The organism is Microbacterium sp. 1.5R, assembly GCF_001889265.1.
Lineage (GTDB): Bacteria > Actinomycetota > Actinomycetes > Actinomycetales > Microbacteriaceae > Microbacterium.
Genome location: NZ_CP018151.1, coordinates 1,310,286 through 1,333,100 on the forward strand (window position 1 = coordinate 1,310,286; position 22,815 = coordinate 1,333,100).

The 22,815-nt window shown below is 69.5% G+C and carries 20 protein-coding genes; 12 read left to right on the forward strand and 8 right to left on the reverse strand.

Annotated elements, in window-relative coordinates; all coding sequences use genetic code 11:
- Window positions 1–17: 17 nt before the first annotated feature.
- Together BMW26_RS06100 and BMW26_RS06105 are read left to right on the forward strand one after the other, a co-directional pair.
- Complete coding sequence (locus tag BMW26_RS06100) at window positions 18–2,999, forward strand: glycosyltransferase (protein ID WP_083569303.1); 2,982 nt, start codon at window positions 18–20, stop codon at window positions 2,997–2,999.
- The gene (locus tag BMW26_RS06105; RefSeq protein WP_072591049.1) at window positions 2,996–4,378 is read left to right on the forward strand and encodes a DUF5719 family protein; all 1,383 of its coding nucleotides are present in this window, start codon (window positions 2,996–2,998) and stop codon (window positions 4,376–4,378) included. Before BMW26_RS06100 ends, BMW26_RS06105 begins: the two co-directional genes overlap by 4 nt.
- Before the next feature lie 30 nt (window positions 4,379–4,408).
- Here BMW26_RS06105 and BMW26_RS06110 read toward each other — a convergent pair whose 3' ends face one another.
- On the reverse strand, window positions 4,409–4,750 hold the full coding sequence (locus BMW26_RS06110) for a metallopeptidase family protein (protein ID WP_072591050.1): 342 nt from the start codon (window positions 4,748–4,750) through the stop codon (window positions 4,409–4,411).
- A gap of 165 nt (window positions 4,751–4,915) precedes the next feature.
- On the opposite strand from BMW26_RS06110, the gene BMW26_RS06115 reads away from it, so the two are divergent.
- From BMW26_RS06115 to BMW26_RS06130, 4 genes are all read left to right on the forward strand, one after another.
- Entirely contained in the window at window positions 4,916–5,122 is a 207-nt protein-coding gene (locus BMW26_RS06115) for a DUF3499 family protein (RefSeq protein WP_053095653.1), read from the forward strand.
- 80 nt (window positions 5,123–5,202) lie between these two features.
- Window positions 5,203–6,162, forward strand: coding sequence for an efflux RND transporter periplasmic adaptor subunit (locus BMW26_RS06120; protein ID WP_232224534.1), 960 nt, complete (start codon window positions 5,203–5,205; stop codon window positions 6,160–6,162).
- Window positions 6,159–7,013 (forward strand): ABC transporter ATP-binding protein, encoded by an 855-nt coding sequence (locus BMW26_RS06125; protein WP_083569439.1) that lies wholly within the window; start codon window positions 6,159–6,161, stop codon window positions 7,011–7,013. The genes BMW26_RS06120 and BMW26_RS06125 overlap by 4 nt, the downstream gene beginning before the upstream one ends.
- Window positions 7,010–8,224 (forward strand): ABC transporter permease, encoded by a 1,215-nt coding sequence (locus tag BMW26_RS06130; RefSeq protein WP_072591051.1) that lies wholly within the window; start codon window positions 7,010–7,012, stop codon window positions 8,222–8,224. Before BMW26_RS06125 ends, BMW26_RS06130 begins: the two co-directional genes overlap by 4 nt.
- Before the next feature lie 32 nt (window positions 8,225–8,256).
- Here the strand turns inward: BMW26_RS06130 and BMW26_RS06135 are convergent, their stop codons facing one another.
- Window positions 8,257–9,066, reverse strand: coding sequence for an RDD family protein (locus tag BMW26_RS06135; RefSeq protein ID WP_053095655.1), 810 nt, complete (start codon window positions 9,064–9,066; stop codon window positions 8,257–8,259).
- Window positions 9,067–9,082: 16 nt separating this feature from the next.
- Here BMW26_RS06135 and BMW26_RS06140 point away from each other — a divergent pair, with 16 nt between their 5' ends.
- Window positions 9,083–10,075 carry a stage II sporulation protein M gene (locus BMW26_RS06140; protein ID WP_053095656.1) on the forward strand — a complete coding sequence of 331 codons (993 nt, stop codon included), beginning with the start codon at window positions 9,083–9,085 and terminating at the stop codon, window positions 10,073–10,075.
- Window positions 10,076–10,085: 10 nt separating this feature from the next.
- Here the strand turns inward: BMW26_RS06140 and BMW26_RS06145 are convergent, their stop codons facing one another.
- The 5 genes from BMW26_RS06145 to BMW26_RS06165 form a co-directional block, all read right to left on the reverse strand.
- Window positions 10,086–11,393, reverse strand: a complete 1,308-nt coding sequence (locus BMW26_RS06145) for a DUF58 domain-containing protein (protein ID WP_072591052.1) — start codon at window positions 11,391–11,393, stop codon at window positions 10,086–10,088.
- On the reverse strand, window positions 11,394–12,317 hold the full coding sequence (locus tag BMW26_RS06150) for an AAA family ATPase (RefSeq protein WP_222839202.1): 924 nt from the start codon (window positions 12,315–12,317) through the stop codon (window positions 11,394–11,396).
- Between the two features lie 99 nt (window positions 12,318–12,416).
- On the reverse strand, window positions 12,417–13,610 hold the full coding sequence (locus BMW26_RS06155; protein WP_083569304.1) for a DUF4350 domain-containing protein: 1,194 nt from the start codon (window positions 13,608–13,610) through the stop codon (window positions 12,417–12,419).
- Window positions 13,607–14,248 carry a DUF4129 domain-containing protein gene (locus BMW26_RS06160; RefSeq protein ID WP_072591053.1) on the reverse strand — a complete coding sequence of 214 codons (642 nt, stop codon included), beginning with the start codon at window positions 14,246–14,248 and terminating at the stop codon, window positions 13,607–13,609. The genes BMW26_RS06155 and BMW26_RS06160 overlap by 4 nt, the downstream gene beginning before the upstream one ends.
- Window positions 14,245–15,669, reverse strand: a complete 1,425-nt coding sequence (locus BMW26_RS06165) for a hypothetical protein (protein WP_072592250.1) — start codon at window positions 15,667–15,669, stop codon at window positions 14,245–14,247. Before BMW26_RS06165 ends, BMW26_RS06160 begins: the two co-directional genes overlap by 4 nt.
- A gap of 96 nt (window positions 15,670–15,765) precedes the next feature.
- Between BMW26_RS06165 and mtrA the strand changes: the two genes are divergently transcribed.
- The 5 genes from mtrA (at window position 15,766) to hpf (ending at window position 21,395) form a co-directional block, all read left to right on the forward strand.
- A complete protein-coding gene (gene mtrA / locus BMW26_RS06170) occupies window positions 15,766–16,446 on the forward strand; it encodes an MtrAB system response regulator MtrA (RefSeq protein WP_053095661.1) in 681 nt (226 codons plus the stop codon).
- 7 nt (window positions 16,447–16,453) lie between these two features.
- On the forward strand, window positions 16,454–18,130 hold the full coding sequence (gene mtrB, locus BMW26_RS06175; protein WP_072591054.1) for an MtrAB system histidine kinase MtrB: 1,677 nt from the start codon (window positions 16,454–16,456) through the stop codon (window positions 18,128–18,130).
- A complete protein-coding gene (locus BMW26_RS06180) occupies window positions 18,127–19,845 on the forward strand; it encodes a GerMN domain-containing protein (RefSeq protein ID WP_053095663.1) in 1,719 nt (572 codons plus the stop codon). The genes mtrB and BMW26_RS06180 overlap by 4 nt, the downstream gene beginning before the upstream one ends.
- Window positions 19,846–19,954: 109 nt before the next feature.
- A complete protein-coding gene (locus BMW26_RS06185) occupies window positions 19,955–20,644 on the forward strand; it encodes a ComF family protein (RefSeq protein ID WP_072591055.1) in 690 nt (229 codons plus the stop codon).
- Window positions 20,645–20,738: 94 nt separating this feature from the next.
- On the forward strand, window positions 20,739–21,395 hold the full coding sequence (gene hpf / locus BMW26_RS06190) for a ribosome hibernation-promoting factor, HPF/YfiA family (protein WP_053095665.1): 657 nt from the start codon (window positions 20,739–20,741) through the stop codon (window positions 21,393–21,395).
- Window positions 21,396–21,458: 63 nt separating this feature from the next.
- Here the strand turns inward: hpf and BMW26_RS06195 are convergent, their stop codons facing one another.
- Complete coding sequence (locus tag BMW26_RS06195; RefSeq protein ID WP_072591056.1) at window positions 21,459–22,796, reverse strand: hypothetical protein; 1,338 nt, start codon at window positions 22,794–22,796, stop codon at window positions 21,459–21,461.
- Between the last annotated feature and the right edge of the window lie 19 nt (window positions 22,797–22,815).

Below are 22,815 nucleotides of genomic sequence, written 5' to 3' on the forward strand. Positions count from 1 at the left end.
CATAGGCTGACCACGTCATGCCAGCCCGAGTTCACGCAATCATCGTCGCGCGCCCCGGTTCCTCCGCCCGCGCGCAGCTGCTCCGCACACTCGATGCGTTGCGCTCCCAGACGACGCCCGCAGCCGCCATCACCCTGGTGATGTGCGGCGACGCGGCGTCGGCTCGCGAGAGCGAGGCCGTGACGAGCACAGTCGAGGGCATCATCCAGGCGCGCGGCAACACCTCATTCGCGGATGCCGTCGAACTCGCCAGACCCCGCATCCTCGAGGGCAGCGCCGTCTGGCTGCTCGCACAGGACACCGCTCCGCACCCGCGAGCGCTCGAGCGCCTGATAGGCACTCTCGAACGATCTCCGTCGGCGGCGATCGTGGCGCCCAAGCTCGTGCAGACCGACAACGACCGCGAGATCGTCTCTCTGGGCGTCAGCATGACGACTCTGGGGCGCTCGGTGGAGCTGGCCGGCGGCGAGCTCGACCAAGGACAGCACGATGCCAGCGACGACGCGCTCGGTGCGGACATCCGCGGCATGCTGATCCGCGGCGAGGTCCGCGATGCGCTGCGTCCGGATCCGGCGCTCGCGGGAGCCGACCTGGGTCTCGACCTCGGAGTCCGTGCCCGCCTCGGTGGCGGACGCGTCGTGCTCGCGCCCTCGGCGCGCGTATCCGTGTCACCGGACGGACCAGGGACACCTCCGACCGCGCGGGGCAGGCGCGCGTTCGCGACCAGACTCGCCCAGCTGCACCGCCGCCTCGCTTATGCCCCGGCGATCTCCGTCCCGCTGCACTGGCTCACTCTGCTTCCTCTCGCGCTCTGGCGATCCATGGCCGACCTGATCGGCAAGCGGCCGGAGGCCGTCGCGCCCGAGTGGGCGGCTGCGGTGACGGCGATGTTCCGCTTCGGCGCGATCGCGCGGTCTCGTTCTCGCATCCGCTCCTTCCGCACCTCGAGCTGGTCGAGCATCGCCCCGCTGCGTGTGAGCAGCTCCGATCTTCGTCGTCGGCTGGATGACGGCCACGGCAGCGAGGGCGGAGCGGTCAGTGAGCTCCGGTTCTTCTCGGGCGGCGGCGCCTGGGCGGTGCTGGGCGCCCTCGTCGTCAGCATCGCGACCTTCACCACGATCCTCGCGTGGCCCGTGCTCGGTGGCGGTGCGCTGCTTCCGCTGCGGTCGACGGTGGGTGCGCTGTGGAATGACGCCGCCTGGGGGCTGCGCGGTCTCGGAGTCGACGTCGTCGGCCCCGCGGACCCCTTCTCCGGAGTGCTCGCTGTGCTCGGCTCTCTCTGGCCGGCCGCCCCGTCGTTCTCCCTTGTGCTCCTCTGGGTGCTGGCGCTGCCCCTCGCCGTGCTCGGCGGCTGGTTCGCGGCCACGCGAGTGACCGATCGTGCGGGTCTGCGCATCTTCGCCGGAGTCGTGTGGGCGCTCGCTCCCACCTTCCTCACCGCGCTCGTCGACGGTCGCCCCGCCGCTGTGCTGGTGCACCTCCTCCTGCCCTGGCTCTTCCACGCAGGGGCGGTGGCCCATCGTTCGTGGGGCGCGGCAGGTGCAGCATCGCTCCTCTTCGCCGCGGTCACGGCATGTGCGCCCTCGCTCGCCCCGGCACTCCTCCTGCTGTGGGTCGTGGCGCTCGGCATCACCCTCGCCGGCGCTCGTATCCGCGGAGCCGTCCGCCTGGTCTGGGTGCCGATTCCCGCCGTCGCCCTCTTCGCGCCGCTCGTGGTCTGGCAGCTGAGCCGCGGAGACATCCTCGCGGTGCTCGCGGATCCCGGCTCGATCTGGGCCGGTCCGCAGGCAGCGGCCGATGCCGCAGGCAGACTCGCGTTGGCCAGCGGATTCCCCAGCGGTGACATGGCCGGGTGGGCGACGTGGCTCGGCCTCGAGCTCGCGCCGTGGGTGGGGGTGCTGCTCGCCCCGCTCGCGCTCCTCGCTCTCGCATCAGCGGTCGCCCCGCGCTGGCGAGCCGGAATCACTCTTCTGCTCGTCGCGCTCTGCGGCCTGGCCACCGCGTTCTTGGCCGTGGGAGTCGCCGTGTCCTTCGCCCAAGGGACTCCCGTCGCCATCTGGCCGGGTTCGGGTCTCAGCCTCGCGTGGATCGGCGTCACCGGAGCCGCCCTCGTGACGCTCGACACCGCGGTGACCATGCCACGGGTCCGGGTGCTCAGCGCGGCGGTCGCCGGTCTTGCGATCGCCGTGTGCGCTGTTCCTGCCCTGGCCGCGGTCCACGCGGACGAGTCGGAGCTCCGAGACGGTCCCGCATCGACGCTGCCGGCGTATGTCGCAGCGCAGGCGGGTGCCGACCGTCAGATCGGAACCCTCGTGCTCACCCCGCAGAACGATGGCGGCCTGGCGACCGAGGTGGCGTGGGGCGGAAGCGAGACGCTGAGCGCCCAGACGACGATCCTCTCGACAGCGACGGAGCTGCGCGGCTCCGACCTCACGACGCTCGCGGTCGATCTGCTCTCGGCCAGGGACTTCGATGCGGCTGATGAGCTGGCTCGGACGGGGATCTCGTACGTCCTGCTCGCACAGGTCTCGGGTGAGGAGTCGGACCGTGCTCGCTCTCTGCGCACGGCCGCGGTGACATCGCTCGACCAGCGGGCTGGTTTCGTCCAGGCCGGCTCGACCGACCGCGGTGTGCTCTACAGGCTCGAGGCCGACGCCTCGCCACGGGCTCCGCTCTCGACCGCTCAGCAGGCGACAGCGCGCCTCGTGATCACGGTCCAGCTCGTGCTCGTGCTCGCGGCGCTGCTGCTGTCCGTGCCGACACGTGCGTCGCGGCGAGCAGCCCGCGCCCGCTCGCGCATCGTCGGACGAGCACCGGAAGAGCCGCTCGTGCTGCCTCGGCACCCCGAGGACCGCGACGGCGCCGCAGAACCGCACGGCGATCCGGAGGTCGCTGAGACAGCCGCAACAGCCGACGCCGCGCCCTCGGTCGGGCCCGAGCCGGATGCGGCAGTCGAGGCCCAGCCGTCGACCGAACAGGGTGAGGAGGAGCGGCGATGACCCGCAACCGCGCATTCCGGGTGGCGGCGACCGGCGCTCGAGTCCTGACAGGCGCCGTCGTCGCAGGAGCGTGCGTCGTCGGTGTCGTCGTCGGCATCACCGCACCGTGGCCGACTGTCTCGCACGAGCCCGCTCAGGCGCAGGTGGCGCCCCTTCCGGGTGACACCGTTCTCGTCTGCAACGGTGACCTTCGCGCTGTCGGTCGAGATCCCTCCAACCCGCTCGAGATGGTGTCGGCGGCGTCTCCCCAAGTGACCTCCGAGGGGTCGTCCGGGCGACCGGAGTCGAGTCCCCTGCCTGCGAAGGACCTCGCCGACGGCGGATCGGCGCAACGCCTCGTGGGCCCTGTCGAGGGACGCCAGGCGCCGCTGCTCGGCGCCACGGAGTCGGTCAGCGTGCAGGAGGCGGACCTGTTCGGTCTCGCCGCGGCGCCCTGCCGTCCTGCGGGCATCGAGTCGTGGCTCGTCGGCGGAACGGTCGCCACCGGGACCGAGGACCTGATCGTTCTCACGAACCCCGGGGTCGTGCCCTCCACTGTTTCTCTCGGCGTGTTCGGGTCTGCGCGGGCGTCCAGCACCGTGATCGTCCCCGCGGAGTCTCAGGTCGCGCTCGCGCTGTCATCGATCGCCGCCGGATCGGACTTCCCGATCGTCAAGGTGACCGCGACAGGGTCGCCCGTGCGCGCTGTACTGCAGTCGTCGCTCACCCGGACCCTCGATCCCTCGGGCATCGACCTGCAGGATGCGGTTCCCGCTGCGCAGCGTCAGCCGGTGCTCCCGGGCATCCAGGTCTTCGAGAACCAGGGCGACAACGCAGACATGGCGGTTCTGCGGCTGATGTCACCCGAGGTCGATTCCCAGGCCGTCGTGACGGTCAGAGAGGTCGGTGCGTCCACGATCGCCGACGAGTTCACGGTTCCGCTCACCGCCGACGCGCCCACCGAGCTGTCGCTCTCCGCGCTGTCGCCGGGGGACTACACGATGAGCATCGAATCGGACAACCCTGTGCTCGCCGCGGTGCGGCAGCAGGATGTCGCCGGGCCGCAGGACGATTTCGCCTGGGTCACGCCGGCGCCGGAGCTCGAGGATGACGTGTACGTCGCCGTTCCTGCCGGGCCGACGCCGCGCCTCGTGCTCGCCAACGACGAGGATTCCGATGCGACGGTGCAGGTCGCATCGACATCGGGCGGAGAGCCCGTCGAGGTCACTGTCCCCGCCCACTCGTCGGCGTCGGTCGATGTGACGCCGCGCACAGTGTATGCGCTGTCGACCTCGGCGCCGGTGCATGCCTCCGTCACGATGAGCGCGCCCGGAGCGCTCGCGGTCTGGCCGGTATGGCCGGCTGCGGGAGCGCAGCAGAGCATCACCGTCTACCCGTGACCTGCGGACCGGCGAGGACGGTCTCTGAGCTCAGTGCTCGTGGCCGCCGAGGTCCCAGGGCTCGCGGCCGACGTACTCGGCCGCAGCTCTGAACACGGCGCTCTCGATCGCCATCCTGCGGTGGGCGGAGTCGTCGTGCCCCGGCGGCAGCAGCCGTTCGATGGGAAGCCGGAAGAGCAGGATGCGCGCCTTCTCGTGATCGAGGTACCAGCGCGGGACCTCGTCTGCGGCCTCGAACGCGGGCATGGCGCCGATCTCGAACCGCACCTCCTGCAGTTCGGGCCAGGTTCCTCGAAGGAACTCCACCGCAGTGCCGACGGTCAGATCGAACCGGTCGATGCGCCCGTCGAGAGGGGCGAGTGGAGGGCGCACGACCTCGCTGCGTCCGAGCCGACCGTGGCGCCCGTGCCTGGCCCCGCGGCGGGGTGCGTCAGAGGTGCGGGAGCGACGGGGCATAGCGAAAGTCTAGGCCGAGTCCGACGGGCGCGGCGGCGCGGCATCCGCTCATCCGATGAACCTCGACGTAGCCTGGCGTGAATGGACGGAAGACTCTGCTCTAAGGTCGGCTGCGCGCGCGAGGCCGTGGCCACTCTCACCTACGACTACGGCGATCAGATGGCCGCGCTCGGGCCCCTGGGGATGGCGCGCCACCCGAACGCGCACGATCTGTGCGCACAGCATGCGGACCGCCTGTCCGTTCCTGCGGGATGGCTCGTCGTCCGGCACGAGGCGCTTCGCGCCTGATATACCGTCCGCATCGCCGACGGGGACACGCCGCCTCGGGGCGGGTGGGTCATCGACGCATGCCGATACGCTGACCGCGGATGCGCCAGGGCGGCGCCGCCGGAAAGGCAGCCGTGATCGTCTGGCGACGCTGGATCTTCCCTCTTCTTCTCGTTCTCGTCTTCGGCGCGTGCGCCGCGGCTCTCGTGAAGATCGCGTTCTTCCCGGACGCCACAGAGGCGATGGTCAGCCCCGAGTCGTCGATCGTCGATCCCGTCATCCCGGTCGAACGGGGCTCGGTGGTGAACGCTCTCACCCTGAGCGGCAATGTCGCACGCGACGACGCGTTCCCGGTGCGGTCGGAGATCACCGGAACGGTCATCGCGGTGCATGTCCCCGAGGGGGCGACCGTCGCGGCGGGGCAGAAGCTCTTCACGATCAGGCAGGACGAGCCCAAGAAGGATGTGGACGTCGTCGCGCCGGAGGCCGGCGACGTCTCGGAGATCGCTCTCGTGAAGGGTCAGGCGACATCCACCGGAACCGAGATCTTCACGCTCACGCCCGCGCGCTACCACCTGCTCGCGACCGTCGAGCCGGTCCAGCTGTACCGCCTGGTGAATGCGCCGGCCGACGCATCGGTGACGATCACCGGGGGGCCCGCGCCGTTCGTGTGCACAGGAGTGCGGGTGCAGGTGAGCGCCGAGGGCACAGCGAGCGTGCGATGCGCGGTGCCCGGTGACCAGGTCGTCTTCGCCGGTCTGCCGGCGACGATGGATCTGGCGCTCGGGCAGGTGGACGACGCCCTGGTGGTGCCGGTCACCGCTGTGCAGGGTGGCGCGGGCACGGGCAACGTCTGGGTCGATGCCGGCGACGGCGCTGAACCGGAAGAGCGAGCGGTCGAGCTCGGCGTGAGTGACGGGGCCATGGTCGAGGTGGTCTCCGGCCTCGAAGAGGGGGAGTCGATCCGCCAGTTCGTCCCCGGCTTCGTCGCCCCGGTCGAGGAGGTCTGCTACGAGGTGGCTCCCGGAGTCGAGCAGTGCGACAGCGGGGTCAGCTGGTGACTCTCGTCGCGCTGAGCGATGTGACGAAGAGCGTGCGGCTCGCTGACGACTCGGAGCTGGAGATCCTGCGAGGGATCACGCTCGAGGTCAGTGCGGGCGATCACGTCTCGATCGTCGGCAGGTCGGGCTCCGGGAAGTCGACGCTGCTCAACATCCTCGGGATGCTCGACGCTCCGACCACCGGCTCCGTGTCGTTCGAGGATCGCGAAGTGCGTCGGATGCGGTCGGGGCGGCTGGACCGGCTGCGCGGCGACAACGTCGGCTTCGTGTTCCAGCAGTTCAATCTGCTCCCGGGGCGCACCGCGCTCGACAATGTGATGATGCCACTCGGCCATGCGCGCGGTCGGCTGTTCTGGAACAGGAGGCAGATCGCCGCTGACATGCTCGAGAGAGTCGGCCTCGGTCATCGCATCGAGCAGATCGCCGATCGACTCTCGGGAGGAGAGCAGCAGCGGGTCGCGATCGCGAGGGCCCTCGTGCGCAGGCCCGTGCTGATCCTCGCGGACGAGCCGACCGGCGCACTCGACATCGACACGGGCGCGTCCGTCATGTCGCTGCTCGACGAGGTCGCGACCGAGACCGACGCGGCGCTCGTGACCATCACGCACGACCTCCATGTGGCCGCCCGTGCCCGACGGCACTACCGACTCGACGCCGGGGTCCTCGAGCCTGCGGATCTCAGCCGCGCCTTCGAAGCCTCGACCCTCGCGGCATCCGTTCCCTCCGCATCCGTTCCCTCTTCATCCGTCCCGGCCGCATCCGCACCGGCGGCTGCGTCCACCGGGGCCGAGATGCCGACACCCGGCAGCATGCCGGCCATGCCGTACTCGCGTCGCGGAGCCGCGTCATGACCGGCATCCTCGGAGCGCTGTCGGATGCGTGGGCGGAGATCCGCGTCCACAAGCTGCGTGTGCTGCTCAGCCTGATCGGCATCGCGGTCTCGGTGGCAGCCCTCACCGGGGTCGTCGCCGTCTCGGAATATCAGCGTCAGTTCCAGGCGGAGCAGTCGGATCGCTGGGGAGGCAGGGCGGCGACCCTGGTCGTCACGATCAGCAGCGACGACGGGGCGCCGGTCGACTTCGACGCCTTCGATGAGAGGTTCACGCGCGTCACGGAGCGGTTCGAGTTCAGCCACACGGCCCGGATCGCGCAGGGCATGGTCGTTCCGGTGCAGCTGCCGGACGGCATCGTCGATGTCAACACACGATTGATCGATCCGCTCTACTCCGAGATCCACCGCGAGCAGCTGCTCGTGGGCCGATGGATGCGGGATGCGGATGCCGACGCACTCTCCCCGCCCGTCGTGATCACGGAGGCGCTGTGGGATCGCATCGGTCGCACGCCCGTCGCGGAGCATCCGATTCTCACGCTCGCGGGGCCTGCGGGTGGCACTTATCAGGTCGTGGGTGTCGTGCCTCGCCAGGGGTTCGGAGACGAGGAGCTTCGGGTCGACATCCTCTACGACGCGTATCGTGCCCGCGTCGATGCTCTGCCGGAGGGCGCCTGGCCGCAGTACGAGGTCTGGCTCGGACAGGAGCAGGTCGACGAGATCGCACCCGTGCTCGCCATGGATCTTCGCGCAGGGCTCCCGGACGGGCAGACGGTGTCGGTCAGCCGCTCGGACTGGGCCGCCCAGCCCGGTGCGCTGGATGCGCAGGCGACGTTCGAGATGGTCACCGGCGGCATCGCTGCCGTGATCCTCGCGCTGGGAGCTCTGAGTCTGATCAACATCCAGCTCGTCGCGATGCGGCAGCGAGTGCGTGAGATCGGCGTGCGTCGCGCATTCGGCGCCACCTCGGGCCGGGTCTTCTTCTCGGTCTTCCTCGAGAGCCTCGTCGCGACGACGGTGGCGGGGCTCGTCGGCATCGCGATCGTCGTCGCGGTGCTCCGTTCGGACTGGGTCGTCACCTCGCTGTTCTACGGGATCCAGGACGTGCCGCCGTTCCCGATGCGCGCGGCCTTCGTGGGGCTCGCCGCGTCGATCCTGGTGGGCGCCGTCGCCGGCTTCATCCCTGCACTGGTCGCCCTTCGCGTCAAGGTGATCGACGCGATCCGATTCTGACGGCGCCGGGGTTCGCGAAGTGGCCGGTGTGCTCAGGCCCCGACGCGTCGACCGGTGAGCTTCTCCGCTCGGCGGTCGGCGTTCTCCAGCGCTCTGCGCTCCCGCTCGCGCCGCAGCACGGTGATGCCGATGAGCGCAACCTCCGGGGCGGCCTGAGGCAGAGGCGAGACGAACGGCGATGCCTCGGTCAGGAGATCCTGCGCCACTCGGGCGCGAGCTGACGGGACCATCCGCTGAGCGCTCTGCAGGAACTGCGAGATGCGGCGCGCGAGACGGTCGGGGAGGCGCGCGACATCGGCGATCTGCGCCCAGCCGGCGAGCATCGGCGGCAGCACGGGGACGCTCGGGATCAGCTTCGGCGTGCGCACGCGCTGGCTGTAGGTGCCGGCGACCATGTCTCCCAGCCGCTGCGAGCGGGCGCTGAACGCTCCGGCGAGCACCGCGATGCTGCCCAGCGTCATGTAGATCTCGAGGACGCCGAGGAGTGCCCTGATGAACGCATGGCGGAAACCGGTCGCGCCACCGTCGAGTCGCACGATCCGACCCCCGACGGCGAGCTTGCCCAGGCTGCGGCCCTTGAGGGCGACCTCCATGGTGATCGGCAGCACCACGAAGCTGATCACGATCGAGGCGATCAAGGCGATCGTGTCTGTCGCCTGGGTCAGGACGCCGATGTCGAGGAGCCAGATCCGCAGGAAGATCGTCGACAGGAACACCGCGAGCCCGACCAGGAGGTCGATGATCGCGCCCGCGGCTCGCAACACGAAGCCGATCGGCTGCACGTCGATCGCGACGGCCTCGCCCGAGAGGACCTCGTCGGATGCATCGAGCGCGGCGGACATGAGTACAGTAAATCAGGTGGATGCCGATGCGCTGACAGATGCACGCCGCGCCGAGTGGGAACGGCTCGACCAGCTGAGCCGTGCTCGGCTCGACGGCGCGGGCGTCGACGAGCTGATCGTCCGCTACCGCGCGGCGTCCGCGGATCTCGCTGAGCTCAAGACCTCGGTGGGGGAGTCACCTCAAGGTGCGTACCTCTCGACGATCCTCGTGCGCGCGCGGCTGCGACTCACCGGGGCGTCCGACAGCATCCTCACCCAGACCGGCCGATTCTTCTCGCTGCAGCTGCCCGCCGCGCTCTATCGACTGCGCTGGACGACGCTCGTGATCGCGGCGTCATTCATCGCGATCGTCGTCGGGACCGCGACATGGATCTCCGCAGATCCGGCACTCCTCGCGACCCTCGGCCCGCCGGACCTGCTGGAGCAGTACGCCGACGAGAGCTTCACCGGCTATTACACCGAGAACCCGGCCGCGGTGTTCATGGGCATGGTCTGGTGGAACAACGCCTGGATCGCCCTGCAATGCGTGCTGTTCGGCATCACCGGCATCTGGCCGATCAACGTCCTCGTGCAGAACGCGATGGGGCTGGGCGTGTCGGGCGCCGTCATGGCCGCACACGACCAGGTCGATGTGATGATCCTCTACATCCTCCCGCACGGACTCCTGGAGATGACGTCGATCTTCGTCGCGGCTGCGGCGGGTCTGCACCTGTTCTGGTCGTGGGTCGCGCCGGGACACCGTTCGAGAGGCGAGTCACTCGCGTCCGAGGGACGCTCGCTCGCGACTGTGGCGATCGGACTCGTCTTCGCGCTGTTCGTGTCCGGACTGATCGAGGGATTCGTGACGGGGTGGGCGCTGCCCTGGCCGGTCAAGATCGGCATCGGCGTCGCCGCCCTCGCCGCGTTCCTCATCTATATGCTCGTGATCGGCGGTCGAGCGTATCGCCGCGGCGAGACCGGAGACCTCGTCGAGTACGAGGCAGGTACGCCCAGGCTCCTGGCCGGCTGACTCTCCGCGATCAGAGGCGCCCGGCGGCCTTCAGCTCCAGGTACCGGTCTGCGACCCTCGGAGGCAGCGACTCGGGGTCAGCGGCGATCGCCTCGCCTCCCGCGCGGCGCACCGCGTCGGCCACGTTCTCCGCGTCGCGCATCGTGCGTTCGGCCGCCGCAGCGAGGTAGATCTCCTCCCGAGATCCGCGCCGCGTCGTGAGATCCGCGATGCCGTCGTCGGTGACCGAACCGACGAGGATCGATGTCGACCTGCTCGCGTCGGGGAACGCACCGAGGAATCCGCGAGCCGACTCAGCCGCATCCTGAGCGGTGAGCACCACGATGAGCGACGGACGGGTCGTGAGCGTGCGCACGGCAGCGAAAGCACCCGGCCAATCGGTGTCGACGAGACGCGCGTGCACCGGAGCCATCGCATCGGTCAGCGCCGGAAGCAGCGCTGTCCCCTCCACACCGGTCACGCGCGCCCGCACGACCCGGTCGTACATGAGCAGATGCACGTGGTCGCCCGCACGCGCGGCGAGGGCCGCGAGCAGAAGAGACGCCTCCAGGGCGGCATCGACCCTCGTGCCGTCGCCGACGCGCGCGGCGGCCGTGCGGCCGGTGTCGATGATGATCACGACGTGGCGATCGCGCTCCGGTCGCCACGTCCTCAGCATCGTGGTGCCCGCGCGAGCGGTGGCGCGCCAGTCGATCGACCGCACGTCATCCCCTCGGACGTACTCACGGAGCGAGTCGAACTCGGTGCCCTGACCGCGCACCTGGATGCTCGTGTTCCCGTCGAGCTCCCGCAGACGGGCGAGGCGGGAGGGGAGGTGCTTCCGCGACGAGAAGGCGGGCAGCACCCGGATGGTCCCGCGTACGAGGTGACGGGCCTGCCGGCCGGCGAGGCCGAGCGGACCGAGCGAGCGGATCATCACGAACTCGCTCGCCAGCTCGCCGCGACGTCGTGGCAGTAGGGGGATGGAGACGCGTCGCCGTTCACCCGGCGGGACGCTGAGTCGCTGACGGGCCTCACCCGCTCCGGCCGTCGGCTGCCAGGCATCGCGGATCAGCGCATGGAGCGTCCGGGGACCCTGATTCTGCAGCGCGACGCTCACGGGGACCTGCTCGCCGATGCGGGTGCGCGTCGGCACGCGCCTGGTCACGGCGACTGAGCGGGGGCTCGGAGCCAGCAGCACATCGACGACGATCAGCAGGACGCAGAGCAGCACCCAGATGCCGAGGGCGGCATAGGGCGGGAAGTCCGCCAGCCCGGCGAGGACGAGCGGGACGATGCCGACGGCGACGGCAAGCGCGAGACGGCCGGTGACGAACACCTAGATCGGCACCCTGGTCTGCTGGACGACGGATGTGAGCACGGCATCCGCGGACACGCCCTCCATCTGGGCGTCCGGGCGGAGCTGCAGACGGTGCCGCCAGACGGGGACGAGCATCGTCTGCACGTGATCCGGCGTGACGGCAGAGGATGCGTTGAGCCACGCCCATGCCTTCGCAGCGGCGAGCAGACCCGTGGAAGCGCGGGGGCTCGCGCCGAGCTCGACCGAGGGCGACTGCCTCGTGGCTCTGGCGAGGTCGACGACATAGCCGAGGACGTCATCGGTGACCTCGACGCGTCCTGCCGCATCCTGAGCCGCACGGATCTCGTCCGCGGAGACGGTCGCCTCCACGCCGGTGAGCTCGCGCGGGGAGAAGCCGGAGGCGTGCTTGCGCAACACGGACACCTCGGCATCCCGCTCCGGCATTCCCACGACCAGCTTCATCAGGAAGCGGTCGAGCTGGGCCTCCGGCAGCGAATACGTGCCCTCGTGCTCGATCGGGTTCTGCGTCGCGGCGACGAGGAACGGGTCGGGCAGAGCTCGGCTGACACCGTCGGCGGACACCTGACGTTCTTCCATTGCCTCGAGCAGGGCGGCCTGGGTCTTCGGAGGCGTGCGGTTGATCTCGTCGGCGAGAAGGATGTTCGTGAACACCGGACCCGCACGGAAGTCGAACTCGCCCGTGCGGGCGTCGTAGACCAGCGAACCGGTGACGTCTCCCGGCATGAGGTCGGGGGTGAACTGCACGCGCTTCGTGTCGAGGCCGAGCGCCCGGGCGAACGAGCGCACGACCAGGGTCTTCGCCACCCCGGGCACGCCCTCGAGCAGCACATGTCCTCGCGCGAGCAGCGACACCAGCAGGCCGGTCACCGTGCCCGCCTGGCCCACGACGGCCTTGTCGACCTCCGTGCGCACGCGGTGCATGGCCTGACGCAGCTCGGCGTCGTTGAAGTTCTCAGCGGTCACGTGGTGTCCTCGGCTTCCGGTCGGATGATGGATGGACGGCGGTTCGGCGGGGGCGGTTCATTCGGATCTCCGCTCCGTGAAGGACGAGGCGTCGACGGCGCTCTCGAGTTCCTGCAGTCGGCGCGCGAGGTCGATCAGTGACGGATCGTCGACGGGTGGCGCGCCCGCGAGCAGCTCGTGCAGCGAGCCACGCGGCACGCGCAGCCGGTCGGCTGCGGCATCCGCGACCTCCTCGGCACTCGCGGTGACAGCGAGGCCGAGCCTGCGCGCCAGGCGGCGCCCGCTCCCGTCTCGGATAGCTTCGCCCGCGTGCGCGGCGTCGCCGGCCTTCGCGGTCAGACGTGCGCGACCGTGCATGGTCTCCGAGGCGCGGACCGTCACCGGCAGCGTCTCGGCGACGAGCGGTCCGAAGCGCTGACCGCGCCACAGTGCTGCCGCGACGCCGGCCAGCATGAGCAGCAGGATGGCCGGTGTCACCCATCCCGGTGTGAGCGACCCGAGGGTGTCCTCGGTCTCACCCTCGATGTCCGTGTCGCCGAAACTGGGCACGTACCAGACGACGCGCTCGGTCTGTCCGAGCAGCGCGAGCGCGAGTGCGGCGTTGCCGTCATCCGCGAGATAGGCGTTGCTGAAGAGGCGCGCACCCTCGACGACGACATGCGTGGCTCCGTCGCTCTCATCGATGAGCACGGCCGCCGCGTCGTCGTCGCCGAAGCATCCCTCCACGCCGTCGGCGGGCGTGAACAGCCGATCAGGACGGATCGAGCCGACGTCCGCGAACTCGGGTGCGTCGCAGTCCGCCTGCACCGGGGTGAAATCCGGGGTGGCGTTGTCGCCGATCCTCAAGAGGCTCAGCAGGTGCGTACTGCTCGACAGGAAGACCACCCGGTCGGCGGGCTCGATGAGCTCGGTGATCGCCTCGTCGGAGAGCGTGTACGGATTCGCCATCACGAGCGTGGCGTTGTCATCGAGCGCTTGGCGTGCCTCGGTGCGCGAACGGAAGACCGAGACCTCGACACCGTTCTCCTGCAGGATCTGCGCGATGGCCATGGCACCCGAGTCGCTCACGCTCTCGGGATCGAGCGAACCCCGCTGATCGGGCATGCGCACACCGACCTGAATCGCGACGAAGACGCCGCCGAGGACGAGGGCCACGATGATCAGCCATCCGAGCAGAGCTCGCGATCGTCGGCCTCGAGGCGCGCGTTCGGTGGTCGACGCGGGGACGTCCCGCTGCTCGAGAACGCTCACGCGGTCACTGCTTCCGGGCGCAGGGCACTGAGACGGTCGTCTGTCGATGCGAGCTCCGCGTAGCGATCAGCGGTCGCGGGATGCCGCAGATAGCGCACGTCATCGAAGAACACGGCGGCCTGGCGGACGGGCGTCGTCTCCGCAGGGAACACGACAGAGACCTCGCGCGCGATCGCCTGGGCCGTCGCGCCGGGGGACGGCTCGATGAGGTCGCGCTCGAGGAGTCCTCTCGCCAGCGCGCGGAACCGCAGGACCGTCGCCTCGTCCCAGTCCGCCGCTCGCGCGGCGCGGTCGGCATCCGCACGCAGCTGCGCCGCCGAGCGGTCATCCTCGGCGCCGAGAAGCCCGGCACCCGGCCGACGGATCGCCTGGGAGCGGCGAGGGCGACCCCAGATGATGAGGGCCGCCACAAGAGCGCCGAAGACGATGACGCTGACGATGATCAGTGCAGACGGCCCGACGCTGGCGCCGTTGTCGGAGCTGAACAGATCGGCGAGGAACCGTCCGATGTCACGCGCGACGAGATCGAACCACGTCGGCTTCGCATCGGCATAGCGCGGGTCGGAGAGCTCCTGCTCGGCCCACTGTCTCGCCTCGTCTCCGTCGGGCACCAGCACATCGTCCAGCGGGCGGATCATGCAGATCCTTCGCTGCCCGCTCCGGGGGCCGCCCAGGTGGAGTCGTCCGCGGGCGCTGAGGATGCCGGGGGAGCGGCGGGCGCCGGTGCCGGCCGATACGCCGGTGGCTGAGGCGAGACGGTCGCAGCCGGCGGCGCGTACGGCGGCTGTGAAGGGGGAGGCTGAGTCGGGTACCCGTACTGCTGCCCGGGGTACGGCTGTGCCGGGTACTGCTGCCCGGGGTACGGCTGTGCCGGGTATGGCTGTGCCGGGTACGGCTGCCCTCCATACGGCTGCCCTCCATACGGCTGCGCCTCATAGCCGGCCGGCGTCATCGTCGCCCATTCGGGCACCTGCTTGGGCGGCGGTGCACTCGAGACGGCGCGCGAGGCGTCGACGACGAAGGGGTCGCCGAGCTGTTCCTCCGTCCACCCCAGGTCGCGTCGCTCGACATGACTGATCAGCGCCTGGTCGAGACCCTCGTAGCGCATCCGACTGTCGAGATACACGAGGGTTCCTGCGGTGCTCTGCACCACGAGCGTGATGGCCTGCAGCACGAGGAGCAGGATCTGCGGGGCGAGGAGGGCGAAGACGAACCCCATGATCGCGGCAGTGTCCGCAGAGCCGGTCGGGGCGATGACCGATCCGAGCATCGAGCTCAGCAGCGACACGGGGAGATTCACGAGCTGCATCGCGGCGCCCATGATGGCGCCGATCAGGAAGGTGACTCCCCAGGCGATCCAGAAGCGACCGCGGGTGAGTCGCCACGAGCGCACGAGCGCATCGCGGAGCTTCGCGCGCTCGAGGACGAGGATGGACGGCACCAGCAGCAGCTTGGTCGTCAGCCAGACCAGGAGGGGGATCGTCGTGAGCAGGACGAGCAGCACGAGGATGACGACGCCGCCGATGGCCTCAGCGGATCCGCCGAGCCCGCTGGCGACGAAGCCGGCGACGATGACGAAGAGGATGACGATCACACCGAAGATGAAGATGACCGAGAGTGAAGCGAAGGCGGCCAGCCGCCAGAACGACGGGGTCATCTTGCGCCAGAGGGTCTTCAGCGTGGCCTTCACGTCGATCGCGGCGTAGCCGATCTCGGCTGCGACGACGCCCTGCATCAGAGCGGTGAACGCGACGGACGCGAGACCGACGGAGATGCCCGCGACGATGTTCATCGCGATCGTTCCGGCGAACACGGCCTCGAAGTCCGGGGAGGAGGGAGAGAGCGACTCGAGCCGCGTGAACGTCGTGACGAACACGAAGCCCATCACCGTGGCGCTGAGCACCACGACCGCGAGCTGGATCACGACGCCGAAGCCGAAGAGGACCTTGGGGTTGTGGCGCAGCGCGACGAACGACTTGCTCAACAGCATCCCGAACGTCAGCGGATGCAGGGGGATGATGCCCTTCTTCGGGGCAGGGGTCCATGTCTGGCCGCTCACCGGCACTCCCTCCGTCGTGCGCTCCCATCGTGTCACATGACCCGTCGGGCGCGTAGACAGGAGGACCGTGGTACTGAGTGCCATAAGGTAACAGTTATGACCTCACGCATTCTTGTGGTCGACGACGACACCGCGCTCGCCGAGATGATCGGCATCGTGCTGCGCACGGAAGGGTTCGAGCCGGTGTTCTGCGCCGACGGTGCGCGGGCGGTCGACGAGTGGCGCGCACAGCGTCCCGATCTCGTGCTGCTTGACCTGATGCTGCCCGGGATGGACGGCATCGAGATCTGCACACGCATCCGCGCCGAATCCGGAGTCCCCGTCATCATGCTCACCGCCCGCAGCGACACCGCTGATGTGGTCAGAGGACTCGAGGTCGGAGCCGACGACTACATCGTCAAGCCCTTCAACCCGAAGGAGCTCGTCGCTCGTATCAGAACCCGACTGCGGCCCACGTCGCAGAATGTGGGGGAGCAGCTGCGCGTGGGAGACCTCACCGTCGACGTCGACGCCCATGAGGTGCGCCGCGGCACGGCTCCGATCGCTCTCACGCCCCTGGAGTTTCAACTGCTCGTCGCGCTCGCGTCGAAGCCCCAGCAGGTGTTCTCGAGGGAGATGCTGCTCGAGCAGGTGTGGGGTTACCACTACAAGGCCGATACGCGGCTGGTCAACGTGCACGTGCAGCGTCTGCGGGCGAAGGTCGAACTCGACCCGGACAACCCCAAGATCGTCATGACGGTACGGGGCGTCGGCTACCGTGCCGGGAGCGCGGGCTAGGCCCACGATGGCCGCGACCACAGCGACCACCACGGCGGTCGCTGTCATCCGCGACTGGCGTGGCTGGCCGACCGTCGTCCAGGCGTTGTGGCGCAGTTCTCTGCGATTCCGGACGCTCACGATCACGCTTCTGCTGACGTCCACCGCGATCCTGATCACCTGCGTGACGATGGCGCTGGTTATCCAGAACGATCTGTTCGAATCCCGCAAGAACGAGGCGCTCGAAGACGCGGCCCGCTCGGTGAACCAGGCGCAGGCGACCCTGGACGCGACGGCGCTGGGTGATGACCCGGCAGCCTTGCCGGAGCTGTGGGACAGCGTGCAGGAGGACCTCGGACGGAATTCAACGGCCGAGGGTCTTGCCGGATTCCGCATGGAGGTCGACCCCGACGTCCCGCTCAACGGCTTCACCGCCGGGCTGAGCGACAATCTGATCACCTCGGGCCTCAGGAACCGGGTGGTCGAGTTCGACGACTGGCAGTCCTGGCAGTCCGTATCGCTCGAGGTCGGCGGCCGAGCTGTCCCCGGGATCATCGTGGGGCAGCAGCTGCGGGTTCCCGAGGCGGGGCCGTTCGAGATCTACTTCGCGTACGACCTCGCGGATGCAGACAACACTCTCACCTTCGTGCAGCGCACCCTGTGGGTCGCCGGCATAGGTCTGGTGGCGATCGTCGCCGCGATCTCCTTCATCGTTCTCCGCACCGTGTCGACGCCTATCGTCGAGGCTGCCGAGACGAGCGCGCGTCTGGCCTCGGGCGACCTCGGCGTCCGCATCGACGTGCACGGGGAAGACGAGATCGCGACCCTGGGACGCTCCTTCAACGCCATGGCCGACAGCATCGAATCCCAGATCAAGGAGCTCGGCGAGCTGTCACTCGTGCAGCAGCGCTTCGTGTCAGATGTGTCGCATGAGCTGCGGACTCCGCTCACCACGATCCGCCTCGCCGCAGACATGCTGAACGATCAGCGGGAGGAGTTCGATCCGACGACCGCTCGCACCACCGAGCTCCTGCACACGCAGGTGCAGCGGTTCGAGACGCTGCTGTCGGATCTGCTCGAGATCAGCCGCTACGACGCAGGCTCCGTGCAGCTCGAGCTCGAGGCGACGAGCCTCGCACATCTGGCAGAGGACATCATCGAGCAGATGCGTCCTCTCGCCGACGATCGCGGCAGCGAGCTGAGGCTCTTCGCCCCCGGCGGTTATTCGCCGGTCGACATGGATCCGCGGCGGGTGCGACGAGTCCTGCGCAACCTGATCGGCAATGCGATCGAGCACGGCGAGGGCCGACCGATCGTGGTCACCGTCGACAGCAATCAGCATGCGGTCGCCGCCGGCGTCCGCGACTTCGGGCTCGGCATGGACCCGGCGGATGCCGAGCGGGTGTTCGACCGATTCTGGCGCGCTGACCCCTCCCGCCAGCGCACTCTCGGGGGCACGGGGCTCGGACTGTCGATCGCGCTCGGCGATGCGACTCTCCACGGCGGATCGCTCGCGGTGTGGTCCGAACTCGGCGTCGGGACGAACTTCGTTCTGACCCTGCCTCGCCGTGGCGATGCGACGGATGGGCCTTCGCCCATCCCGATCGAGCCGCAGGAGCCGCTCGCCGAACTCGGCGATGCCACGCAGCCGATCCAGCTCGCCGATGTCCCGGCGGAGCTCTTCGATCGAGGGAGCATCGAATGACCGCGCGGACTCGGCGCGCGCTGCGTGGTCTCGTGATCGCGGCGACCGTGCTCATCCTGTCAGCGTGCACAGGTCTTCCGACCAGCGGAGACGCACAGCCGGGAAAGCCTCTCGGGGCGTCCCCCGAGGGGCAGGACTTCCTCCCGCTCGCTTCGGGTCCGGTGGACGGCGCGGGGCCTGCGGCGATCGTCGAAGGCTTCATGGAGGCCGCGATCACCCCGGCCGACAACTGGAACACCGCTCGCAGCTTTCTCACCCCGGAGCTCGCATCGACCTGGCGTCCGAACACCGGCGTGTCGATCGATGTGAGCTCGGCGACTCGCTCGTTCAGCTCGAATGTCGACGAAGACGACGATGCCGATGACGGCGACACGGCCGACGTGAGGGTCGCCTTCGATCAGGTCGCCAGCGTCGACGCGACCGGAGCGTACTCCGAGGCGTTCGGCGCCTCGAACTCGGCCTTCGTGGTCGAACTCACAGACGGCCAGTGGCGGATCGCCGAGGCGCCGGACGGCGTGGTGATCGACGAATCCAGGTTCTCGCGCGTGTACGACGACTACGCGCTGCAGTACTTCGATCAGACGTGGGAACGACTCGTGCCCGATGTGCGCTGGTTCCCTCGACGCGCCACGGTGGCGACGACCATCGCGCAGTCGCTGATCGGCGGCGCGCCCAGCCCCTGGCTCGATCCGGCCGTGCAGAGCGCGTTCCCGCAGGAGGTGCAGCTCGCACGGGACTCCGTGCCGATCGACCCCGACCAGATCGCCGACGTCGCCCTGAACCGGGCGGCGCTGGGCCTCGACCCGACCACCCTCGCGCGCATGCGCACTCAGCTCCAGGCGACCCTGACCGCCGGGGGCGTGCAGATCGACCAGGTGCGCTTCACGGTCGACGGCCGCACACTGGAGGCCGGGGTCGTCGAGGTCGTGACGGACAAGGCCGATCCGGGCAGCCTCGTGCTGAAGGACGGGACTTTCGGCATGCTGGTCGGTGGAGAGATCACGCCGATCCCCGGCGTCTCGGACCAGATCGTGAACGCGGGTCAGCCCGTCACAGCGGTCGACGTGTCGGTCGACAGCTCCCACGCGGCCGTGCAGCTCATCGACGGGCACGTGTGGCTCGCAGGTGAAGGCAGCTTCAACGAGCTGGACGACCGCCCATCGCTGGTGCGGCCGTCCATGGATCCCTACGACTACACGTGGTCGGTCCCGTCTAACGCACCGGCGGCTCTGCAGGCGATCGGCAGCGATGTCGCCCCTCAGAGCATCGCGGGCGCGTGGCCGGAGGCCTCCTCCGTATCCGCCATCCGCGTCTCGGCGGATGGGGCCCGCGTCGCCGCGGCCGTCGTGATCGGGGGCGAGCGCTGGATCGTGGTGTCATCGGTGATCCGCGATGAGGCCGGGCTTCCGACCGAGCTCGGGCCCACCGAGCCGCTGGCGCAGCTCGACGGCGGCGCCATCGGCCTCGTCTGGCTGGGCGCGGATCGTCTCGGACTGCTGACGGATCCCGCAGACCGGATGGTCGTCACGCAGGTGGTCGGAGGGCCTGGCACGTCAGAGGTGGCTCCGACCGGCGCGGTGTCCCTGGCGGGTGCGCGCGCAGCCACCGGTCTGCGAGTGCTGGGCGCGGACGGCGCCGTGTTCGCCCGTGCGGGCTCGGCATGGAGCGAGTCGATCAGCGGAGTCTCACTTCTCGCGACGCGTGCGGGGCACTGAGCGCGACTGTCCCTGCACGGCCGTCCGATATCGACTGACAGTCCATGACGGCCGCGTTCCGCGCAGCCTCTGCAGCCCCGGCGCCGGATTGTTGCGAGAGCATCGACGGATGTCACCGCATCCACCGGCCCGCGCCGTAGGACTCGAGATACTCGCCCTTCTGCTCGCGGCGACCTGCGCGGGGTGCGACCGGCCCGAGACGCTGCTCTGCGGCTCGTGCCGACAGAGCATCCGACCGGAGCCGCTCGTCCGCCGCACGCCCGCCGGACTGGAGGTCCGCGCGGCGATGCCCTTCGAGTCGGTCGCGGCGCGATGCATCCGCAGGATGAAGGACGACGGCGAGACGCTGCTCGCTCGCCCGTTCGGATCGGCGCTGGGGGAGGTGGTCGACGTGCTCGAGGCGCGCCCGGATGCCGATCGGCCGCTCCACCTCGTGCCGATCCCGACATCGGTGGCCGCCTTTCGACGGCGCGGCTACCGGGTGCCCGAGCTGCTGATCCGGCGGGCGGGTCGGCTTCCCGACCGGTTGCTCGTTCTGCGGGGTCGGCGCACGGATCAGCGAGGCCTCGATTCCGTGAGCCGAGCGGAGAACGTCCGCGGGAGCATGCGAGCGCGACGTGTGCTCGAGGGTGAGACCGTCGTGCTCGTCGACGACGTGGTCACGACGGGTGCGACGTTCGATGAGGCGGCTCGCGCGCTGAAAGACGCGGGCGCCCATGTCCTGGCAGCGGTCGCGCTCGCCGCCACGCCGCGTCACAGCGAACGGAATGTGAACGCATCGGGGACACGCAGCAACTGACCCGTGACATCCGAGGTCAGGCCGACTACCGTGGGGGGTCACAAGGCGACCACGGTCCGCCCTTGGCCGGGAGGACCGGGACAAGGAGGCAGCAATGGAAACGAGCATCGTTGGCGTCGGGGTGGGTATCACCGATCGATTCCGAGCCGTTGTCGAAGAGAAGATCGCCAAGATCCAGACGTTCGCGTCCCGTGCGCAACGGCTGGATGTCAAGGTCACCCACCGGGTGTACCGCAACGGTCACGTGCCGGACGAGACCGTGGAGCTCACGCTCGTCAGCAAGGGCCCCGTCGTGCGCGCTGAAGCCACGGACGGAGACAAGTTCGTCGCACTCGACATGGCCGTCGACAAGATGGCCGAGCAGCTTCGTCGAGCGAAGGAGAAGCGAGTCGACGGACGCCAGCACCCACGCGGGGCGCACTTCGAGAAGGAGAGCGGAGCGCTGGAGGGCATCGATGTCCAGCCGGCATCCGTGGATGTCCTGCGGGCCGTCGCGACCGGCAACGTGCCGATCCAGAACGAGGACGACGAGGTCTACTCGCCGGTGGTCATCCGCACCAAGAACTTCGGAGCGGAATGGATGACCGTCGAAGAGGCCGTCGACCGGATGGAGTTGGTCGGGCACGATTTCTTCCTGTTCGTGGACGTGCGCACCGACCACCCGAGCGTCGTCTACCGACGCAAGGGCTGGGATTACGGTGTGATCGCTCTCGAGACGCAGGCTCCGCCCACTGAGGCGCTCGCCTCCTGAGGCTGAGACGACGACGGCCCGGCTCCAGAGGGAGCCGGGCCGTCGTCGCGTTGTGCGACGGCGTCAGTCGAAGATGCCGTCGAGGATGCTGCCGATGACGAGACCGCCGAGGATGCCCGAGGCGACGTCGCCGCCACCGCCGCGTCGGCCCCCGCCGCTCCAGCCGCCGCCGCCCCAGCCGTTTCCGCCGCCCCAGCCCTGATCCTGCGGCCGTGAGGAATCGATGTCGCGCTGGGCGAGCTGCAGAGCCTCAGAAGCCAGGTGTGCGACGCGTCGTGCACTGGCCAGAGCCTCGTCGCGCGTCTCTTCCGCCGGAAGCAGATCCGACAGATCGACCCGCAGCCTCTCGGCCTCGGCGAGGCGCGTGCGCGCGTCGGCGCCGATCCAGCCGCGGTGCCCGGCGATGAGTCCGCGGGCGACGCCGAGCTGGCGGTCGGCATCATCGATCGCATGCTGCACCTGCTGGATGCTGGGCAGCGGGTGCGCCTCGCGATGCCGAGCGGTGGCGATCGCGTCGTCGAGAGCCGTGTTCGCGTCGCGCAGCTGCGACAGCTCGGCGAAGGGATCCCCGGGGGTGCCCGCGGGCGACAGGGCGCTCAGCGCGTCCTGCAGCGCGGAGACGGCGGCCGCGACGGCCGGCGCCTGGGGTGCGGTGCGCGCGGCGATGAGGTCGTTGCGTGAATCCGCGACGACCTCGGCAAGGGTCGACTCCGCACGCAGCGCTTCGATCTCGAAGTCCTCCACGGCGTCGAGCAGCGCGGAAGCGCGCCGCGTGGCCTCGGTGGCGGTCTCCAGTGCGAGGTTCGCCTCCTCGTTCTGCTTCGCTGCGCGGCGACGTTCTGAGACGGCCGCGCCGTGCGTTGCGAACGCGATCAGCTGCTCTGCTTCGGCGGCGCTCGCCGTGATCTGGTGCATCGCCGAGTCCGAGTAACGCGCGGAGAGACGCGCGACGGTCTCGTTCGTGTGCGGGATCCGTGCGCTCAGCGCCTCGGCATCGGCACGCACCTGGGCGATGATCTCGGGTGCGCGACGCACCTTCGAGATCGATGCGGCGAGATCGGACGTCTTCTCGTCGAGCAGATCCTGCGCCCAGTCGCACAGCTGGATGATCCTCGCGTTGCGGGTGCGGAGCTCCTCAGGCGTGTCGGGAATCTCATCGTGGTTGAGCTGGTGGAGCTGGAATGCCTCGCGCAGATGCGTGCGCACCGCAGCGAGCGCCTTCTTCAGGTCGCGAGTCAGCTGCTCCCCGAGTTCGGCCTCCGCGAACGCCAGTTCGTCGGAGGTGCTCCTGATGCGCTCGTCCGCCGAGACGAGTGCCTGCTCTGCGCGGCGAGCCAGGTCGGCGTCCTGTGCGGCCAGCTCTTCCTGCTCGCGCTTGCGTCTGCCCCATATTCCAGCCATAGGACTGATCCTAGTTTCC